The organism is Anaerolineae bacterium (assembly GCA_013178165.1).
In the GTDB taxonomy this organism is placed as follows: Bacteria; Chloroflexota; Anaerolineae; order Aggregatilineales; family Ch27; genus Ch27.
The window spans coordinates 1-18404 of the sequence record JABLXG010000006.1 but is presented as its reverse complement, the minus strand read 5'-3'; the positions used below and the strand labels follow the sequence as shown (position 1 = coordinate 18404).

Annotated in this window: 10 protein-coding genes; 7 read left to right on the top strand and 3 right to left on the bottom strand. The window is 61.1% G+C overall.

Annotation, left to right across the window (positions count from 1 at the left end; genetic code table 11):
- Positions 1 to 2 precede the first annotated feature (2 nt).
- On the top strand, positions 3 to 1511 hold the full coding sequence (locus HPY64_06405; GenBank protein NPV66759.1) for a LysM peptidoglycan-binding domain-containing protein: 1509 nt from the start codon (positions 3 to 5) through the stop codon (positions 1509 to 1511).
- 91 nt (positions 1512 to 1602) lie between these two features.
- Here the strand turns inward: HPY64_06405 and HPY64_06400 are convergent, their stop codons facing one another.
- From HPY64_06400 to HPY64_06390, 3 genes are read right to left on the bottom strand one after another with little or no spacing between them, the layout of a single operon-like run.
- Positions 1603 to 4332: a DUF5060 domain-containing protein gene (locus tag HPY64_06400; protein NPV66758.1), complete on the bottom strand. Its 2730-nt coding sequence runs from the start codon at positions 4330 to 4332 to the stop codon at positions 1603 to 1605.
- Positions 4333 to 4370: 38 nt separating this feature from the next.
- The gene (locus tag HPY64_06395) at positions 4371 to 6410 is read right to left on the bottom strand and encodes a S9 family peptidase (GenBank protein ID NPV66757.1); all 2040 of its coding nucleotides are present in this window, start codon (positions 6408 to 6410) and stop codon (positions 4371 to 4373) included.
- A 2-nt stretch (positions 6411 to 6412) separates the two neighbouring features.
- Positions 6413 to 6940, bottom strand: coding sequence for an NUDIX domain-containing protein (locus HPY64_06390; GenBank protein ID NPV66756.1), 528 nt, complete (start codon positions 6938 to 6940; stop codon positions 6413 to 6415).
- A gap of 171 nt (positions 6941 to 7111) precedes the next feature.
- Here HPY64_06390 and HPY64_06385 point away from each other — a divergent pair, with 171 nt between their 5' ends.
- From HPY64_06385 to HPY64_06360, 6 genes are all read left to right on the top strand, one after another.
- On the top strand, positions 7112 to 9154 hold the full coding sequence (locus HPY64_06385) for a protein kinase (protein ID NPV66755.1): 2043 nt from the start codon (positions 7112 to 7114) through the stop codon (positions 9152 to 9154).
- Positions 9155 to 9202: 48 nt separating this feature from the next.
- The gene (locus HPY64_06380) at positions 9203 to 9778 is read left to right on the top strand and encodes a GNAT family N-acetyltransferase (protein NPV66754.1); all 576 of its coding nucleotides are present in this window, start codon (positions 9203 to 9205) and stop codon (positions 9776 to 9778) included.
- Between the two features lie 46 nt (positions 9779 to 9824).
- Positions 9825 to 11729 carry a hypothetical protein gene (locus HPY64_06375; protein ID NPV66753.1) on the top strand — a complete coding sequence of 635 codons (1905 nt, stop codon included), beginning with the start codon at positions 9825 to 9827 and terminating at the stop codon, positions 11727 to 11729.
- A 140-nt stretch (positions 11730 to 11869) separates the two neighbouring features.
- On the top strand, positions 11870 to 12871 hold the full coding sequence (locus HPY64_06370) for a S1 RNA-binding domain-containing protein (GenBank protein NPV66752.1): 1002 nt from the start codon (positions 11870 to 11872) through the stop codon (positions 12869 to 12871).
- A gap of 340 nt (positions 12872 to 13211) precedes the next feature.
- Positions 13212 to 15731: a DNA translocase FtsK gene (locus HPY64_06365; protein ID NPV66751.1), complete on the top strand. Its 2520-nt coding sequence runs from the start codon at positions 13212 to 13214 to the stop codon at positions 15729 to 15731.
- 48 nt (positions 15732 to 15779) lie between these two features.
- Positions 15780 to 18257 (top strand): DUF4968 domain-containing protein, encoded by a 2478-nt coding sequence (locus HPY64_06360; protein NPV66750.1) that lies wholly within the window; start codon positions 15780 to 15782, stop codon positions 18255 to 18257.
- Positions 18258 to 18404: the final 147 nt, after the last annotated feature.

Here is an 18404-nt window from a genome sequence, read left to right as displayed (position 1 = left end):
CTATGAGACGTGCACTTGCTGTGGCCCTGGCCGTGGTGGTGATCCTGGCTTTTGGAGCAGCCACTGCCACAGCACAACAAGGCGAAAGAACCCACGTGGTCAGACCCGGGGAGAACCTGTATCGCATCGCGCTGCAATACGGCACGACCATCAGCGCCATCGTTCAGGCCAACGGTATTGTTAACCCGAACCTGATCTTTGTCGGGCAGGTCCTGAAGATCCCCGGTACCGCTGGTGGAGGGACCCCACCACCCACGCAGGCGCCCGGCGGTGGCACCGGCCAGACGTCGATCCACATTGTCCAGCGCGGCGAGACTCTGTACCGCATTGCGCTTCGCTATGGCACTACCATCCGCACACTGGTCACGCTCAACAACATTGCTAATCCCAACCTGATCTTCGTTGGTCAGAGGCTTACCATTCCTGGTAGTGGCGGCACTACTCCGTTGCCGACGCCGACGCCGGTCCCAGGTGGCGGCACCACCCCGAACGTGGCCTTTGCCTATGGTATCCAGGTTCACCTGCCTAACCAGAATCAGGCGGCGGTTGCTGCCAGAGTCACTGAGCTGGGCATGACCTGGGTCAAGCAGCAGATTGAGTGGAAAGTCTACGAACCGAACCAGGGCCAGATCAACTGGGCGGCGCTCGACGAGATGGTCAACACGCTGGAGTCGATCAACGTCAAGATCCTCTTCAGCGTGGTTAAGGCGCCGGCCTGGGCGCGCGATTCGACACAGGAAGACGGCCCGCCCGCCAACTTCCAGACCTATGCCAACTTTGTTGGCGCACTGGCGGAGCGCTATCGCGGGCGTGTGGACGCCTATGAGATCTGGAACGAGCAGAACCTGCGTCGTGAGTGGAACAGCAGCAGCCACCCAATCAGCGCCGCGCAGTATGTGGAACTACTGCGGCTGGCCTATAACGCGATCAAGGCCAAGGATCCCGCGGCGATTGTGGTTGCTGGTGGTCTGGCGCCTACCGGTTTTAATGACGGTATCAACGCCATTGACGACCGGGTTTACCTGCGAGCCATGTACGCCAACGGTGTCGCCAATTACTCGGATGCGCTGGGGGCGCATCCCAATGGCTGGGCCAACCCGCCTGCGTCTGTCTGCTGCAACAATACGCCCGGCGTGCCCACCCATGATGACCATCCCAGCTTCTTCTTCCTGCAAACGCTGCGTGACTACCGCAACATCATGGTCGCCAACGGCGATTCGCAGACCTTCATCTGGGCGACCGAGTTCGGCTGGGGCACCAACGCGGACATTGGCGGCGCGCCGCCTGCCGGTTACGAGTTCGTTGCCTACACTGATCTGAATGAGCAGGCTCAGTACATCGTTGCCGCCTTCGACATTGCCCGTAACCTGAACTATGTCGGTCCGATGTTCCTGTGGAATCTCAACTTCTGCGAGGCTGCCGGGGCGAACTCCGAACAGTGTCTGTGGTCGTTGATCGGCCCATCTGGCCCGCGCCCGGCATACGCGGCGGTCAGGGGAATCAGCAAGTAACAACAGGCTTGCCGACCGTCGGCATAAATCAGCCCATCCTCATTCATTGGATGGGCTGATTTCATTATTGCAGGTTATCGCCGGTGCACTGTCATTCGGACACGGCGGAAACCGCTACCGGGGGCGTGCGGAGCGCCGTTGCAGTCAGCGTCGCGGTCGGGGCAGGGGTGTTGGTCGGGACTGGCGTGCGCGTTGGCTGCACCGTGGGCGTTACCGATGGTGTGGGCGTCATCGTTGGCGTACGCGTCCTGGTAAGCGACGCTGTTGGCGTCGTCGTTGGTGTTAACGGCGTGGCTGTTGATGTTGCAGTCGCTGACGGCGTGCGGGTCGCTGTTGGTGTGGTGGTCGGGGATGCCGTTCGTGTTGCGGTCAGGGATGGCGTGGGCGTCGCGGTCGATGCTCTTGTTGGTATTGCTGTCGGCGTTGCCGTAGCCGTCAATGTAGAGGTGGGGGTCGCCGTCAGTGTTGGCGTTACGGTTGCGGTCGCCGTGACAGATGCAGTAGGAGATGGGACAGGCGCTACACCAGTGACCGGCATTGCCCGGACGGCCAGCGTTTGTGCAATCGGCAGCAGGTCAAAAGCCAGTTGCCCGCCGTCCTCTGGTCTGACTCGCGTCCGTTCTTCGCCAATGACCTGCCCGCTGAAGGGGTCCCAGTACTCGAGACGGTACTCGCCTGCGGGCATGCCATCCACTACAGCGCGGAATACCTGTCCCACCGGTGGCGCACTGTCAACGGTCTGCCAGGTGTAAGCCCGGTTCTGAAACCAGGCCAGCAACAGACCCGCGTTGCTGTCCACGAGCGCCAGCGCTCGCAGCGGTGGCACGTAATGGGCAATGGTCATGTGCTCGATCTGAAGCCAGTCGTCTCCGTCGTTACGCAGTTCCAGCTCATGCCTGCCTGCTGGCAGGGGGATGCTCACCGCTGCCCCCGTTGTCCCCGCCGCCAGTTCCACCTCGACTGCGGTGCGTCCATCAAGCGCCACGACCAGGCGAGCCTTGGCTTGGCGCGATACATTGCCCGCGCCGACAGTCAACACCGTGTCAACCGGTGCGTTGAGGATGTAGTGATGCGATATTCGCTGCTGGTTGTTGTACGTCTGCCCGTACAGGAAGCCGGAGAGCAGTCCTACTCCCGGAGAAGGGCCATCAGCCGTCAGCGTATGCGGCCCAAGCTCCGGCAGATCGGGAGCCAGGAAGCGCCGGTCATAGCCATCCACCCGCAATGGAAGATAGTCAGCAGGTCTGTCGGAGAGCAGCTGAGTTTGGACCGGTTCCAGGCGTAGCGCAGGCCAGGGGATGCCTGCCGCAAACTGAGCCAGAGGCCGGTAAATCTCCGTGAGTTCCAGCGGCTCCAGATAGGTATCCCACCACCAGGACGCGCCCGACCCGGCTGCCCCGGCCATCACGCTGGCCCACACGGTATCCCGGATATGCGCGCCGGTTGGGTCTTCATCGGCTGGTTCATACCAGGGGCTGAGAGAGAACTCGGTGAGCATCACTGGCCGGGCGGTGCGCAGGCGTGCATCGCTGATCAGGCGGCTGATGCTCAACACCTGATCAACCGGATCGACCAGGGGGCGACGCTGATAAAAGCGCACCTGTCCAAAGTCAATCCCTGGCGCATCCAGTAACTCCAGCGGCGCTTCCGCCGAGCCGATTGTGATCAGGTGATCGTAAGGGTCTGTTGCCCGCAGGTAGGCCGACATCTCCTCCAGCCACGGCAGCACAATTTCTGGGCTGTAGCCCAGGACGCGGTCAGCGTCGCTGAGTAAATCCCAGGCGAAGATGTGGGTACTGTAGCCCCACCGCGCCACCAAGTAGTGTAGTCGCTGCCGGAACAGCTCCCGCGCCCGCGCTTCGGTGAAGAACCCGGTGGTGCTGGCCAGCGGGCCGCCGTTGATTGCATTGTAAGGGTTGCGCCGCCAATCGGCGCTGGTATCCGCGCGTCGCGGCTGGGCTGGTGGGAGAACCGGTGTGCCGCCATAGTTCGTCAGTGCCTGATGCCACAACACCACCACATCCAGGTAGATGCCCAGTTCTTCCGCCCGCTGCAGGATGAAATCCAGCCGCCAGAAATCATCCTGCGCGGCGGTGTAGTCTCCTACCGGTGGCTGCCATTCGAAGCCAATAAACCAGGGTGTGTCAACGTACAGCCGGGCATAATTGCCGCCATTGGCCGCCAGGTTGCGCAGCCACCGGTCGTAGGCGAAGACGCCGCCTGCTCCATCCCATGACCACGCCAAGTTGTGGCCGATGGGAAAGTAGGCGCTCTGATCATCGAAGCGGAAGTAACGGCTGTTCTCGGCGACCCGGACAAAACCGCGCCCTGGCCCGGCTTGCACCTCAAAGACGCCGGAATCAACCGTTGTCGCTGGCCCGCCTTGCCGCCGCACCTGAAAGCGGTACGCCCATTGGCCCGCTGCATCCGGCGCAAAGCGGATCCGCCAGCCCGGTTCGCCTGCGGGTTCCAGTACCTCGATGGCGCAATCCTCCTCGCAGGTCTGGGCCATTGGCTGCATCCAGAAGCCAGGCATCACCAGCTCGCGTCCATCCGGTGCGGTGAACACGCCAAAGACATCGGCTTCAACGGGATCGTATGGGTTGTCAGGCGTAAACGAGATATTGACAACCCATTCGAGACGATCGTAAACGCGGACAGGCGCAGAACCACTGGTCGGGACAGGGGTGACCATCCCGGGAGGCAGCGGGGAAGGCTCCTGAGCGGCCAGGGGCCTTGTCTCCGTGCCAAGCATCACCATACCCCCCAGCATAATCAGGGCAGCCAGGAGGCTACTGAGCCATGCATGCGATACGTTCATACCGTCAGTGTAGCGCCGGGCAGGTTAGCGCACAACTGCTAGGCTGGCGCTTCCGCCTGTGGCGACTTACAGTAGTGATCCCACCAGCTGACAATCCGCTGGAGACGGTCGATGATATGTGCTGGCTCGCCGGAGCGCGACAGTTCATGCCCTTCGCGCGGATAGCGAACCATCTGGACAGTCCGCCCCAGTCGCTTAAGCGTCGCAAACAACTGCTCCGCCTCCGAGATGGGTACCCGGAAGTCATTCTCGCTGTGCAGGATCAGCAGCGGGGTAGTGATCTGTTCAGCGTAAGCTAGCGGTGAAAGCCGCCAGAACGCCTGCGGATCCTCCCACGGTTCCGCGCCGACATTGGAAGCCATAAACAGCGGGATATCAGTTGTGCCGTGAAAGGCCAGCAGATGGTAGACGCCGCGCTGGGTTACCGCGGCTTTGAAGCGCTGATCGTGGCCGATGATCCAGGTAGTCAGGTAACCGCCATACGAGCCGCCGGTAATAGCCAGCCGCTCAGGATCGGCCAGCCCTTGTTCGACAAGCAGGTCAACACCCGCTAGTACGTCCCGCATGGGGCCGTCCCCCCAGTCGCCCAGGTTGGCCAGCATGAACGGTTCATCATATCCGGTTGAACCGCGAGGATTGCAGAAGAACACTACGTAGCCGCTGGCGGCATGGTGCTGCCATTCCAGCCACATAGTCGGCGTGCTGGCGCCCCACATCCCCTGCGGGCCGCCGTGGATATTCACTGCCAGGGGGTAGCGCTTCCCTGCTTCGTAATCCGGAGGGCGGATCACCCAGCCGTCCACCGGTGTGCCGTCCGGGCTGGTGTAGTGTAGCTTTTCCGCAGAGGCCACGCTGACTGACTCCAGAAACGCCCGGTTAAAGTCCGTGAGACGCCGGAACTCGCTACCGGCGGTGCTGGCGTACAGCTCATGGTAACCGTCAGCGGTGAAGATCGTCGCGGCCACCACATCATCCGGCCCGGTGTGGAAGCCGGTTACCGTTGCACCCAGCTGCATGATCCGCCTGGCCTGTCCGCCGCTCATGTCGATCCGGTAGAGCAGTTCGCTGCCCTCATCCTGCGCTGCAAAGAGCAGAGACTGGCTATCCGCCGCCCATTCGACAGCGATAATGTTGCGATCGGGCATTCCTCCCAGTAGCTGGAGTTCGCCGCCAGCCGCTGGCAGGAGCGCCAGACGGGAAAACTGGTTCGTTGGCAGTCGGTCCGGGTGGGCCAGGCAGGCCAGCCACCGGCCGTCCGATGAGGGCCTGATCTCGTGGCACGTCCACCCATCGCCGGTAAGCTGAGTCTGCACGCTGCTCGCGACGTCAATGCGGATAACGGCGTTAAACATCCAGGGGGCGTCGTGTTCCGGTTTGCGGCTGGCAATACAGTACAACGCCAGGCCATCCGGAGACCAGTAGGGTGTACCATAGTCCCGCGGCTCGCCGGTCAGCCGGCGGGGGCGTCGCCTGCCGTCTGGGTCAGGCGTCACCGGCAGGACATAGGCCTGCGCATAGCGCCCGTCCCAGTAGGTTGTGCCGCTACGGTAGGGCAGGCGCTCTACCACGCGCGGATCGATGCGTTTCTTCTCAGCTTCTTCGTCCGGCTTGGCTCTGTCCTGTTCGTCTAATCCAGCGGGCGGCAGGTCTTCTTTGTCGGTCTCAGCCTGCCACTCTTCCGGGCGCACAGATGACAAGAAAGCGATCTGCCTTCCGTCGGGCGACCAGGCCGGCGCTGTTGCGCCGTTGGGCATATAAGTGAGTTGTATGGCCTCGCCGCCATCCGCCGGGATGAGATAGAGCTGCGGTTTGCCGGTTCGGGTGGAGACAAACACCAGCGAAGTGCCGTCAGGACTCCACCGCGGCACGGTGTCAGCAGCTTCCCCGTTGGTGAACTGGCGCAGCCGGCCCCCATCGGTTGCCGCCAGCCAGATCGACTGACGCGCTTTGTTCTGGTGGCGGTCGCGGATCAGCCGTACAAAGGCAATCTGGCAGCCATCCGGGCTGACCTGTGGATCCTGCACGCCAACCATCCGGTAAAGGTCTTCCGCAACAATGAGACGCTTATCTTCCGGCATGATCAGTCCTCTCCTGGGGAATCCGAAGCAAAATGAATCTGCACTTCATCCGCCTCGTTGTAGCTGAGATGGATGAAAAATGGCGGATCGCCGGGCCGCTGTGCCAGAACACGCGGCAGCACTATGGGCAGGTCCTCCACCAGATCGTAGCGCAAGATATCCGCCTGGGGCACCCATTCCAGCGTACCTTCGCTGGAATTGAGGAAATTCCGGGAGAGCGCTTCCGCCCGGAAGATCAGCAGTAGAATGCCAGTGTCCTGCCCGGCGTCAATGTGGGAGACGCCACAGAATAGCGGGCGCTGCACTTCTAAGCCGGTCTCTTCCCGAATTTCGCGGATTGCGCTGCTGAGTGGATCTTCCGTGCGCTCGATATGGCCGCCCACACCGTTGTACTTGTTGGGGAAGACGCGCCGGTGTGGCCCGCGTTTGAGCAGCAAGACATCTTCACCATGTGTGACAAAGGACAATGTGCGCGGAATCGTTAGCCAGCGCCCTGTTATTGCATCCGCGCCCTGATCGCGTGCTCCCATCGCTACCCTTCCTTGCCTGCTATGTACACTGCAGGAGTATAACGCGGGCAACACGCCGGGGCAGGACCCTGGCCTGCAGGATGCCCCTTGCCGCCTGTGGCATTCATTGTGATAGGCGTAGATCAGGGTACAATTGACAATTGTCAACTTGTTCTTATGGAGATTGTTTTTGTGCTCTCTGTGAATCGCAGTGGCGAACAGATCGGCCCCTACCTTGTCCGCGAGCGAATCGGGCAGGGGGGGATGGCCGAAGTCTATCGCGCTTACCAGCCTTCAGTCAGGCGTGAAGTTGCACTGAAGATCATCCCTCTTGAATCCACCACCGGGCAGACCGCACTTCAGGAACGCTTCAAGCAAGAAGCGGAAGTTGTTGCCGCCCTGGAACACCCGCATATTCTGCCCGTGATTGACTACGGAATCTCCGATCAGGTGCTGTATATTGCAATGCGTTACGTGCGTGGCGGGACGTTACGCGATCTGCTGGAACAGCAGCCAATGGGAGAGGAGCTGGCTGTCAGGTTGTTTGGCCAGATCGCCCAGGCGCTGGGATACGCTCATCGGCGTGCGGTCATTCACCGCGACCTGAAGCCAAGCAACATCCTGCTGGACGATGAGAAGAATGCCTACCTGGCCGATTTTGGGCTGGCCAAGATGCTGAGTGATGTATCTCAACTCACCCTCACAGGAGCGATCGTCGGGACGCCCGCCTACATGGCTCCGGAGCAGTTGCGGGGAGATCCGGTCGATCATCGCGCGGACATTTACAGCCTGGGTGTAATACTCTATCACATGCTGGTGGGACGCCTGCCATTTGAAGGTCCGACGGCGTTCTCGCTGATCTACCAGCATATTGAGAAGGCTCCGCCGCCGCCCCGCGAGTTCAACCCCGAGTTGCTGCCTGAAGTCGAACATGTGCTCCTCCAGGCATTGCAGAAGGTTCCGGCGAATCGCTTCGACACCGCTGAGCAGATGGCTCAGGCGCTGCGTGAGGCGCTGATGCCCGGTCTGGAGCGCCTGCCGGTTGCTGCTCCTGTGCTGCCGGAGCGGGTTCTGCTTCCTGGCGCTGGTGTCACGCTGGCTCCTGGCTCCGGTCTGACGGAGCGCAGGGGGGCGGCACAACAGATGGGCATTCATGAGGGCGGGAGGCTCCTGCCCTGGCACGGAGGGTTTCTGCTCAGACAGTGGCCTGTCCTTGTGGTTGCGGTGATAGCGCTGGCGCTGGGCCTGTGGTACATCCTTTCTGGCCCTACAGGCGCTGCACCGGGCCTGAAGGCAACGCTACTGGACGGGCAGGTTGGTACGCCGAAGGATGTGCTGGCGAGTGAGGCTGAAGTTGCGCTGGCGCGGCAGGTTCTGGGTAGTTCTGGCTTCATCGGTTACGTGGCTTGTAACCAGACCAGTGAGTTTTTTGCCACCATGGCGCGCCGGCTATCGGATGCCAGCGCGGCGTATGGGCTGGCATTCCGGGTCTACGATGCCCAGACCGATGCCAATGAGGAGATCATCCAGGTCGAGCGGGCGCGCACGGATGGCGCCAGGGCGTTGATTGTCTGCGTGGTCGATGCGGAAGCGGTCAGCCGCACATTGCGGTCAGCCGCCGAAGACGGCCTGGCCCTGGTGCTTCATAACATGGATGAGCCGCCGCCTTATCCGGCGGTGCTGATCACGCACGATGACTACGCGTTAGGGCAGATACCGGGCCATTACGCAGGTCAGCTAGTCCAGAGGGAACGGGGTGGGCATGCTGAGGTGGTCATCTTGGACTTTCCTGACTTGCCCAGCATTGTCCGCCGGGCTGACGGCCTGGAAGATGGCTTGCTGGCAATTGCGCCGGAAGCGCATATCATCGGTCGTTACAGGGGTGGTACAATCGCACTGGCCCGGCAGTCGGTGAGCCATCTGCTGGCTGATGGTGTTGCCATTGATGTGATTCTCAGCATCAACGATGCTGGAGCGTACGGGGCGATCGCCGCGCTTGAGCAGGCCGGGATCGCGCCCTCCGCGGTGATTGTGACGGGCGTGGACGCGGAGGCTGTAGCACTACAGCGCATCCGTGAGGGATACTTCATGCGGGTGACGGTGGCGGTCGCTGGTGAGCAAATCCCGGCAGCGTCGGTCAATGCGATCGTCAAGCAGCTGGCCGGGGGAACATTGCCACAAATTATCGTGGTGCCGCCCGGCGATCTGTTCACCGTGGAGACTGTTGACGACTGAGCAGGAGCAGTCGCTGGTAGGCTGTGTGGTCTGTAACCGGTGTGAACTATGAGTGCCCCAGGCGAACCGTTGGTACTGGAAGGTGGCGGGCATATCCTTATCCGTCCTGCCGAAGAGCAGGATCTCCCGCCGTGCCTGTTGCTTGATCATTCCTCGTCCAGCGACTATGTCTGGCAGGTTGAGGCACGCGAGGACCAGGGCGCGCTGGTCTACAGCTTCCGAACAGTGCGCCTACCACGTTCGATGCCGATCATTACCCCTCATGATTCCACAGTTATGGAGGCGGCGATCCAGTCTGGTGAGTGTTTGCTGGTCGCGGAAGTCGGGGAGCGCATTGCCGGATATGTGCTCATCCGTCCGGACCATGCCTGTGGGACTGCCTGGGTTCGCCAGCTGGTGGTTGACCGTCCTCTGCGGCGGCAGCGGTTGGGGAGCACTCTGCTGCACGAGGCGCAGCAATGGGCCAGGGCCAGTAACCTGGCCCGGATCACGGTCGAAACCCAGACCAAGAATCACCCGGCGATAGCCTTCTGCCAGCGGCACGGGCTGACACTGTGCGGCTTCAACGATCGTTACTATCCGAACCAGGATATTGCCCTGTTCTTTACACAAAGTCTGCGGTAGTTCGGGCTGGTTGGGAATGTCATTGTCTCTGGAACGTTTTCTGCAGGTGACCAATGAAACGCTGTCAGCGATCATCGTGATCGTTGGGGCGTCTATGTTACTGTACAACCTGTCGCGCAATCAGCGCTCCAGGGTAGTGCGTGCATCCAGTTTGTTACTGGCGTGTGTGACGGTTGTTTCCCTGATCGATGTCTTTGTCGCCCTCAGCCCGACACTCCTCTCCCTGCGCAACTGGCTGCGGGTGCAGTGGGTGGGTATCGCATTTGCGCCGGCAGCTATGTTTCATCTCTCAGATGCTCTGCTGGCGACGACAGGGCTGGTATCGCGCGGGCGGCGGCGGCGGGTGGTGCGGCTGTTGTATCTGCTCAGCGCAACATTCGCGGTGATGGCGCTGACTACCGACCTGCTGGTCTATGGGCTGGTGCCAGGTCCGGCGGCATACCTGCAGGCCGGGCCAATGTTCCCGGTGTATGTTCTGTACTTCGTGATCGCAATAGTTGTTTCTGTGTACAACGTGTTGCGAGCGCGGAGACGATGCCTGACGACCTACACACACCGGCGGATGGGATACCTGTTATATTCATTCACCCTGCCCGCTATCGGCATCTTCCCTTATTCGCTGTTGTTCCCTGATTCGTCAACTTCCCCGGTGTTGTTCTGGTTGCTGGTCAACCTGAATAATCTGGGCATTGCCCTGATGCTGCTGTTCATCGCCTATCCGCTGTCGTTCTTTGGTTCGAACATTCCCGATCGGGTGGTCAAGGCGGAGCTGCTCAGCTTCTTCCTGCGGGGGCCGTTTGCGGGGATTCTGGTGCTGCTCATCGTATTGTACGTGCCCCAGGCCGGGCGCATCCTGGGACTGCCAGGCGATGAGTTCATGCTCTTTGCGGCGGTGGCGATGGTGATGTTCTGGCAATGGATGGTAACCCTGTTCTTGCCCCGCCTGGAACGCTACCTGGTTTACCCCGATGAACAGGCGCAGGTGCAGATGTTGCAGGATGTGGCACACCGTCTCCTGACCCACAACGATCTGCATCAGCTCTTTGAAGCCCTGCTGGCGGCAGTGTGCGATCTGGTACAGGTGCCGGTAGCCTTTATCGCCACGCTGGATGGCGAGCAGATACGGGTGAGCGAATCGGTCGGCGGATGGCAGCCGGACGCCCTGTGGGATGATGGCGACGAATTGCTGCGACAGCTGCGGAGCAATGCCAATGGCATAGCTACAGTTTATTCCTGGCACGATTTCTGGGTGGTGCCCCTGTACAGCGCGCGATATCCGCAGAGTGGATCGAACGGCAACGGCCAGGAAGGGCGTCTGCTTGGCGTGCTGGGGGTACAGGCGCGCGCGTCGGAATTCGACCTGACGCCTGAAGAGCAGCGGGTGTTCGAGATGCTGGTGGAACAGGTCGCCCAAGCGCTGGACGACCAGATCCTGCAAACCGAGGTCTTTACCGCTCTGGAGCGATTGTTGCCGGAGATGGAGGCAATCCAGCGTCTGCGGGATACTGCCCGTTACGGCGACTTTCCGGCCCTGATCAAGGCGGAGGTGCGTACTTCGACGGAACCGAAGCCCGGTTTTGTCAGCGCCGTGCGGGACGCCCTGCGCGATTACTGGGGTGGGCCGCGCCTGACACAGAGCGAGCTGCTGCAACTGGGTGTAGTCCGGGCAGCTCTGCAGGAGAATGGCAACAATCCGACACGCGCCTTACGGGCGGTATTGCAGGAGGCGGTGAGCCGGATGCGCCCCGCTGGCGAGCGCAGTATGACACAGACTGAATGGACCCTGTATAATATCGTTGAACTGCGCTTCATCCAGGGCTACCGGGTCCGCGATGTGGCCAAGCGCTTGGCGATGAGCGAGGCCGATCTCTATCGTAAGCAGCGAGCGGCCATTGAGGAGGTCGCCCGCATTCTGATCGAGATGGAGAAGGAAACGGAAGCGATGCAGTAACCAGCCGGTTAATCCGGTCGTAGGGCGTTTTTGACAGTGTGCTAGGCTATTTCTATAATGGCCTCTGCCCCAATCTGTGGTCTTATCGTGTGTACTTAACACCTGTTCAGTGGAAGTACCACAGGAGGAAGGATGGATTGATGTCAAACGCGACTTTTCGGGGAGAACGGGGGATGTCATCGCCGCCGGCGATCGATGAGGCTTATTGGTCGGCATTATTGCGGGAAGGCGAGATGCTACCTGCCGAGGAGATGAACCGGACAGGGGATGACTGGTACGCAGGATTGGCTGTAGCCGAACGGGAGACTGCCAGCTTTGCGGAGGAACGGGACTATCCCAGCTCGTCAGACTGGCAGGAAATCCGCCAGATCATGGCATCGGATACGTCGTTAGAACTGCCGGTTATCGGCAACAATCGCGGGGGATTGCTGGTACAGTGGAAGAGCCTGCGCGGCTTTGTGCCGGCCAGCCAGTTAGTGGACTTCCCGGCGATTACCAACGAGGTCGTTCGCCGCCAGGAACTCGCGGCTTATACTGGCCGGCATCTTGTCCTACGAGTGATCGAACTTGACGAGGCTCAGAATCGCCTGATCTTCTCTGAGCGCGCCGCTCAGGTGAGGCCAGGTACGCGGGCCGCTGTGCTGGACAACTTGAAGCCAGGTGATAAATGCACCGGCGTGGTGACCAACGTCTGCGATTTTGGCGTGTTTGTTGACCTGGGCGGTGTGGAGGGCCTGATCCATATCTCGGAATTGAGCTGGGGACGGGTGGGGCATCCAGGCGACGTGGTCAAGCGAGGCCAACAGGTCACCGTCTATGTCATGGATGTCAACAAGGAGCTTGGTCGGGTCGCCCTGAGCATCAAGCGCTTGCAACCGGATCCGTGGGAAACCGTCCATGAGCGTTACCACGTCGGCCAGATCGTCCGTGGGGTGATCACAAACGTAGTTGATTTTGGCGCTTTTGCCTGTATCGAAGAGGGATTGGAAGGGCTGATCCACATTTCGGAACTGGCGGAAGGGCACTTCCTGCATCCGCGTAATGTGGTTAGCGAAAGCCAGGTGGTGCAGGCCAGGATTCTTAACATTGACGGCCCATCCCGCCGCTTGGGGTTAAGCCTTCGGGACTTGAGCGCAAAATGATCTTTGCTGTACGGGTGGTTTTCGGGGCCGCGCTCGACATTTCTGGCAGAGTGCGGCCTGTTTGTTGTAGGATTGCTTGCTGGAACAGATGTGCTATGATGACGGCGGAATGGTGAACTCCGACTGGGTGCTGGTGATGATGAATTGCGAACCGGGTGATTGTTAGTGGCAGGTTCTCATGGCAGGCAAACAACCAACTCACCAATCGTCCGTCTGGCGCACTGCCCTCGACGCGCTTAAGACGAAATTCCAGAAGTCTTCTGGCGCGCCCCGACCGGGAACGCGATCGAGGGGCAGGGGCGGAGCGTTCAAGGGGGGCTTTCTGGCACGGGTCCGGGCAATGCCGGGCCGGGTGCGGGATTTTCTGGATGCCCTGCCGCCAGGCTCCAGTGAAGTTGCGGCAGTGTTGTTGATCGTTTTCGGCGTGGTGTCGCTGCTGGCGCTGCTGAATTTCTCGCCGGATGCCTCCCTGACCGGCAGCTGGGCGCAGGCCATCCGCCAGTTGTTTGGCTATGGCGGGGTCGTGGTGGCGCTGGGCATTCTCGCGCTGGGCGTGATCTTGCTGTTGCCGCAGTTTGGTGTTGTTCTGCGCTTTCCCTGGTCGCGGATTCTGGCTCTTGAGGTGAGCTTTCTTTCCCTGCTGGCGTTATTGCATCTGCTGGCCAACGATCCGGAGCCGCGTGCGCTGGCACGAGCAGGGGGCGGTGGAGGGTATGTCGGCTGGGCTTTCAGTCAGATGATCGCCGGGCTGTTTGATCCTATTACGGCGACCGTTGTGTACGGAATCGTGTTTCTCATTGCCGTCAGCCGGGCGGCCGGCCTGCGCCGGCAACATCTTGACATCGCCCTGGAATGGGGCATCGCCAGGTTGACCCGCACAGCGGAGACCCTTGAACAGCGCGCTGAACGGCTGGCCAGGGAAGCCGGGAAAGAGACACCAGAAGATCAACCGCAGGCTGGACCTGAAGCTTCGTCTCTGCGTCGCCGACCATCTGTTGTCGATCGCAGCCAGTTCGCTGGAGCGGGGCATGTCCGCCCTCTGGCGCCGGAGGATGATGATTTCAATGAAGGCGACGATGAGGGCGACGAAGAGGATGACCTGTATTCCTCTGCCCTCCCGTCCTACATCCAGCCTGACCCGGACAAGGTCGATCGCGGTCTCAGTTCGCCGGGGCCGCCGGGCGAGCGCCCGTCTATCGTGCCCCGCACCAACGGGGAAGAGCCGGGGAGATGGGCTGTGGCCATGCCGGTGCACAAGCCGACCACGCGGGCGCGTCAGGTTCGCGACGCCTATGGGCGGCTGGTGCGTGAGTTTCGCGTTGAAGACCTGCAGGAGGAACGGCGGGTTGGCCGACGTGAGGAGGGGTTGCCGCCCTATGACCTGCTGGAAGACAACGATCTCAACCGGCCGACGGACGAGGAAATCAATACCAACGCCCGTATCATTGAAGATACGTTGCGGGAGTTTGACATTCATGTAGAAGTTGTGGATGTCAAGATCGGTCCGGTTGTCACCCAGTATGCCGTACAGCCCTTCAAAGAGATGGTGATGGAGGATGGGGAGCGTTTCCTGCAGCGTGTAAGGGTCAACCGGATCACTACCCTGGAAAGAGACCTGGCGCTGGCGCTGTCAGCGCAACGCCTGCGTATTCAGGCGCCGGTCCCGGGACATTCGTATATTGGCGTTGAGGTGCCCAACAAGCGTCCAAGCATCGTTTCGCTGCGCGGCGTGATGGAAAGCGTCAACTTCTACCGGGCGCGCAAATCGCCGCTGGCGCTGCCGCTGGGCCGCGATGTCTCCGGGGAGTCGTTTGTAGCTGATCTGGCGTCGATGCCTCACTTGCTTGTCGCTGGCACGACCGGGTCAGGCAAATCGGTTGCGCTCACCGCGATGGCGACCGCGCTGGTGATGAACAACCTGCCGGATCGTCTCAAACTCGTCCTGCTCGATCCCAAGATGGTTGAGCTGACGCGCTTCAACGGCCTGCCTCACCTGCTGGGACCGGTGGAGTACGACCAGGAGCGCATTCTGGGTGTGCTACGCTGGGCCACACGTGAGATGGATCGGCGCTATAAATTGTTGGAAGTGGCGGCGGCGCGCAATATTGAGAGCTATAACCGGGCGCTTGGCAAGCGCCGGATGGACGAGCATCTACCCTACATTGTGATCATCTTTGACGAGATCGGTGATCTGATGCTTTCCCGGCCTGATGAGACGGAAAAGACGCTGGCCCGGCTGGCGCAGATGGCGCGGGCAGTGGGGATTCATTTGATTGTGGCCACGCAGCGCCCCTCGGTGGATGTGATCACCGGTCTGATCAAGGCGAACTTCCCGGCGCGGATTTCATTTGCGGTAGCGTCCGGGGTGGATTCCCGGGTGATCCTGGACACGGTTGGGGCGGAAACCCTGATGGGGCGCGGCGATATGCTCTATCAGGCGGCAGACGCTGCCGGTCCGCAGCGCCTGCAAGGCTGTTATGTTTCTGATGAGGAACTGGAGCGGGTGCTGACCTACTGGAAGCAGTGGCTGCACCAGCAGGTCGAGGCTGGAGTGATGCCAGCACGCACCATTGCCCCCTGGGAGCGGGGCATGACGCGCCGGGAGATACTTTCCGAAACTGACCCGATGCTGGAAGAAGCGATCCGGATTGTCGTTGAAGCGGGCGAAGCCTCTGCCTCCCTGATTCAGCGGCGGATGGGGCTGGGGTATCCCCGCGCAGCGCGGCTGATGGATCTGCTGGAGGAATTGGGGATCATTGGTGCGGCCAAGAGTGGCGGGCGAACCCGCGAGGTCCTTTATAAGCCCGGCGAGGACCCGTTCCGGAATCTGGTTGAGAAGCGCGTGCGACGGGACGACTGAGGCAGGCAACGCGGGTCTTTGACTTTCGCGGAAGAAGGGGCAACGGCATTGACTGACGAACGTCGAACCGGCGCAAGCTGGGGATGGGTGACGCAACTGTTGTCGATTGGCTTGCGACCGGCGTGGCAGAGCTGGATGTATCAGCGCACCAGGCAACACCAGGATGCGCGGTTTGGGCGGCCAGCCGCCCCGGTGGGACCATGGCAGCGGCTGGGAGCGCTGGAAGCGTACGAGCGCGACACTCATGGTGTGACCTTTCGTACCGGGCAGGGCTGCCTGAGACTGGATGTGCTGGCGGAAGATTGCCTGCGTGTGCGGGTGAGTCCGGACGGTCGCCTGCCGGAGTTGTTCTCATATGCGCTGGTCGAGGATGGGCCGCAGACGGGTGATTTTAACGTCACCGAGGAATCGGATGCGCTGGCAATCCGGATGGGGCGGAACATCTGCCGGGTCGCCCGCGCCGATCTGAGGCTAACAGTCACCGACACAGATGGACGGCTGATCTACGCGGATGCCGAAGGGCCAGTCTGGAGTGGTGAGCGGGTGCGCCTGAGCGCGCGACTGATGCCGGACGAAACCGGGCACGGACTGGGCGAGCGCGCTTTTGGCTTCAATCTGCGCGGGCGATCGTACGCGCTGTGGAACACTGATCCTGCCGGGTACCAGCGCGGCAACGATCCGATCAACCTGTGTATCCCGTTCTATGTCGGGTTGCGCGGCAGATCGGCCTATGGCCTGTTCTGGGATAACCCGGTTCGGGGCATGGTTGCCGTTGGGGCGCCGGGAGCGGAAGACCGGCTGATCTTTGAAGCGGAGGCTGGCGGGCTATGTTACACGCTTTTCACTGGCCCTTCCGCACTGGACGTGTTGAGCGCGTACACCCGCCTGACCGGGAGGATGCCCCTGCCGCCGTTGTGGGCGCTGGGTTATCACCAGAGCCGGTGGAGCTACATGTCGGCGGACGAGGTGCGCGACATCGCGCGGGAGTTCCGCCAGCGCAGAATCCCCTGCGACGCAATCTACCTCGACATTGACTACATGGACGGGTTCCGGTGCTTTACCTGGCATCCCCGGCGTTTCCCTAATCCAGCGGGGTTAATCAGCGATCTGAAGGCTGCGGGTTTCCGTACGGTGGTGATGATCGATCCGGGCATCAAGGTTGATCGGTCGTACCGGGTCTGCCGAGACGGACTGGCGCAGGGGGCTTTTCTTCGCTATCCCGACGGTCGGTTGTTTGTTGCCCCGGTCTGGCCGGGCAACTGCTACTTCCCGGATTTCACCGCTCCCGCGGTGCGGCAGTGGTGGGGAACCCTGTACCGCGATCTGCTGGAGGCAGGCGTGGCCGGGGTATGGAACGACATGAATGAACCGGCCATCTTCAGTTCAGATGCCCGGTTAAAAGAAGCGCCGGACTATCTTGTTCACGACTACGAAGGGCGCAGCGCAGATCATCGCACCGCCCACAATGTCTACGGCATGCAGATGGTGCGGGCAACCAGGGAAGGATTGGAGCGGCTTCAACCGGAACGACGACACCTGGTGATTACCCGCTCCGGTTACGCCGGGGTGCAGCGATACGCTTCGTCGTGGACGGCGGACAATCATTCCACGTGGGATCACCTCAAGCTCAGTATCAGCATGTGCCTCAACCTGGGGATGTCCGGGCTGGCCTTTACCGGGCCAGACATCGGTGGATTTGCGGGAGAGGCTGACGGTGAGCTGTTCACGCGGTGGGTACAGGCCGGTATACTGCTGCCGTTCTTCAGGGGGCACACTGCAAAGTGGACAGGGCGGCACGAGCCGTGGGCGTTCGGCCAGCCCTATGAAGACATCTGCCGGAAGTACATCGCGCTGCGTTACTGCCTGTTGCCCTGCCTGTATACCGCTTTTGCGGAGTGTGCGCGTTACGGCTGGCCGATTGTCAGGCCGCTGGCGCTTCTTGATCCTGATCTGGTTGACTGTGATGATGCTTACCTGCTCGGCGAAACCCTGCTGGTTGCGCCGGTTGTGGAGCCCGGCGCGCAGACGCGCACGGTCTGCCTGCCGTCGGGGGTATGGTACGACTACTGGAGCGGGACGAAATTCAAGGGCGGAAAGCGCTACCAGGTCGAAGCGCCGCTTGACCAGTTGCCGTTGTTTGCGCGGGCAGGCAGCGTTATCCCACACTGGCCGGAGATGCTGTATACGGGCGAGAAAGTAGTCGATGAGCTTACCTTGCGGGTTTACGCTGGCGATGGCCGTAGCCCTCTGTACGAAGACGCTGGGGAGGGCAAAGACTATCAAGCGGGGGTGTTCCGGTGGTCGCATTTTGCCTGCGCGACTTCTGCCAAACAGTTTGACCTGCACTGGGAGCGCGAGGGCCCCTATGTGCCTGGATACCGGCAGATCCGCCTGCAGTTGTACGGTCTGGCGCACCCTCCGCAGCAGATCAGCCTTGATGGCTCCCCGGTAGCGTGGCAAATGCAGGATGGCTGTATTACGTTCAGCACCGATCGGGAATTCGAGGCTCTCAGTGCGGTCTTTTGAGCACCCTCGAATCCAAGGATGCGCAGTATTCTCAATAGAAATGCGACTCCGTGATAAAGTTGTTGTGGTTGCGAGACAACCAACCCAATCACAGGAGCCGCACGATGGACACTATAACACAGATTCAGGTGGCATGGGAATTGAAGA

Excerpts from the sequence above, each read along its gene's own strand:
- HPY64_06365 (NPV66751.1), top strand. The coding sequence starts at position 13,212 with ATGCCGGGCCGGGTGCGGGATTTTCTGGATGCCCTGCCGCCAGGCTCC.
- HPY64_06395 (NPV66757.1), bottom strand. The coding sequence starts at position 6,410 with ATGCCGGAAGATAAGCGTCTCATTGTTGCGGAAGACCTTTACCGGATG.
- HPY64_06400 (NPV66758.1), bottom strand. The coding sequence starts at position 4,332 with ATGAACGTATCGCATGCATGGCTCAGTAGCCTCCTGGCTGCCCTGATT.
- HPY64_06405 (NPV66759.1), top strand. The coding sequence starts at position 3 with ATGAGACGTGCACTTGCTGTGGCCCTGGCCGTGGTGGTGATCCTGGCT.
- HPY64_06390 (NPV66756.1), bottom strand. The coding sequence starts at position 6,940 with ATGGGAGCACGCGATCAGGGCGCGGATGCAATAACAGGGCGCTGGCTA.
- HPY64_06370 (NPV66752.1), top strand. The coding sequence starts at position 11,870 with ATGTCAAACGCGACTTTTCGGGGAGAACGGGGGATGTCATCGCCGCCG.
- HPY64_06380 (NPV66754.1), top strand. The coding sequence starts at position 9,203 with ATGAGTGCCCCAGGCGAACCGTTGGTACTGGAAGGTGGCGGGCATATC.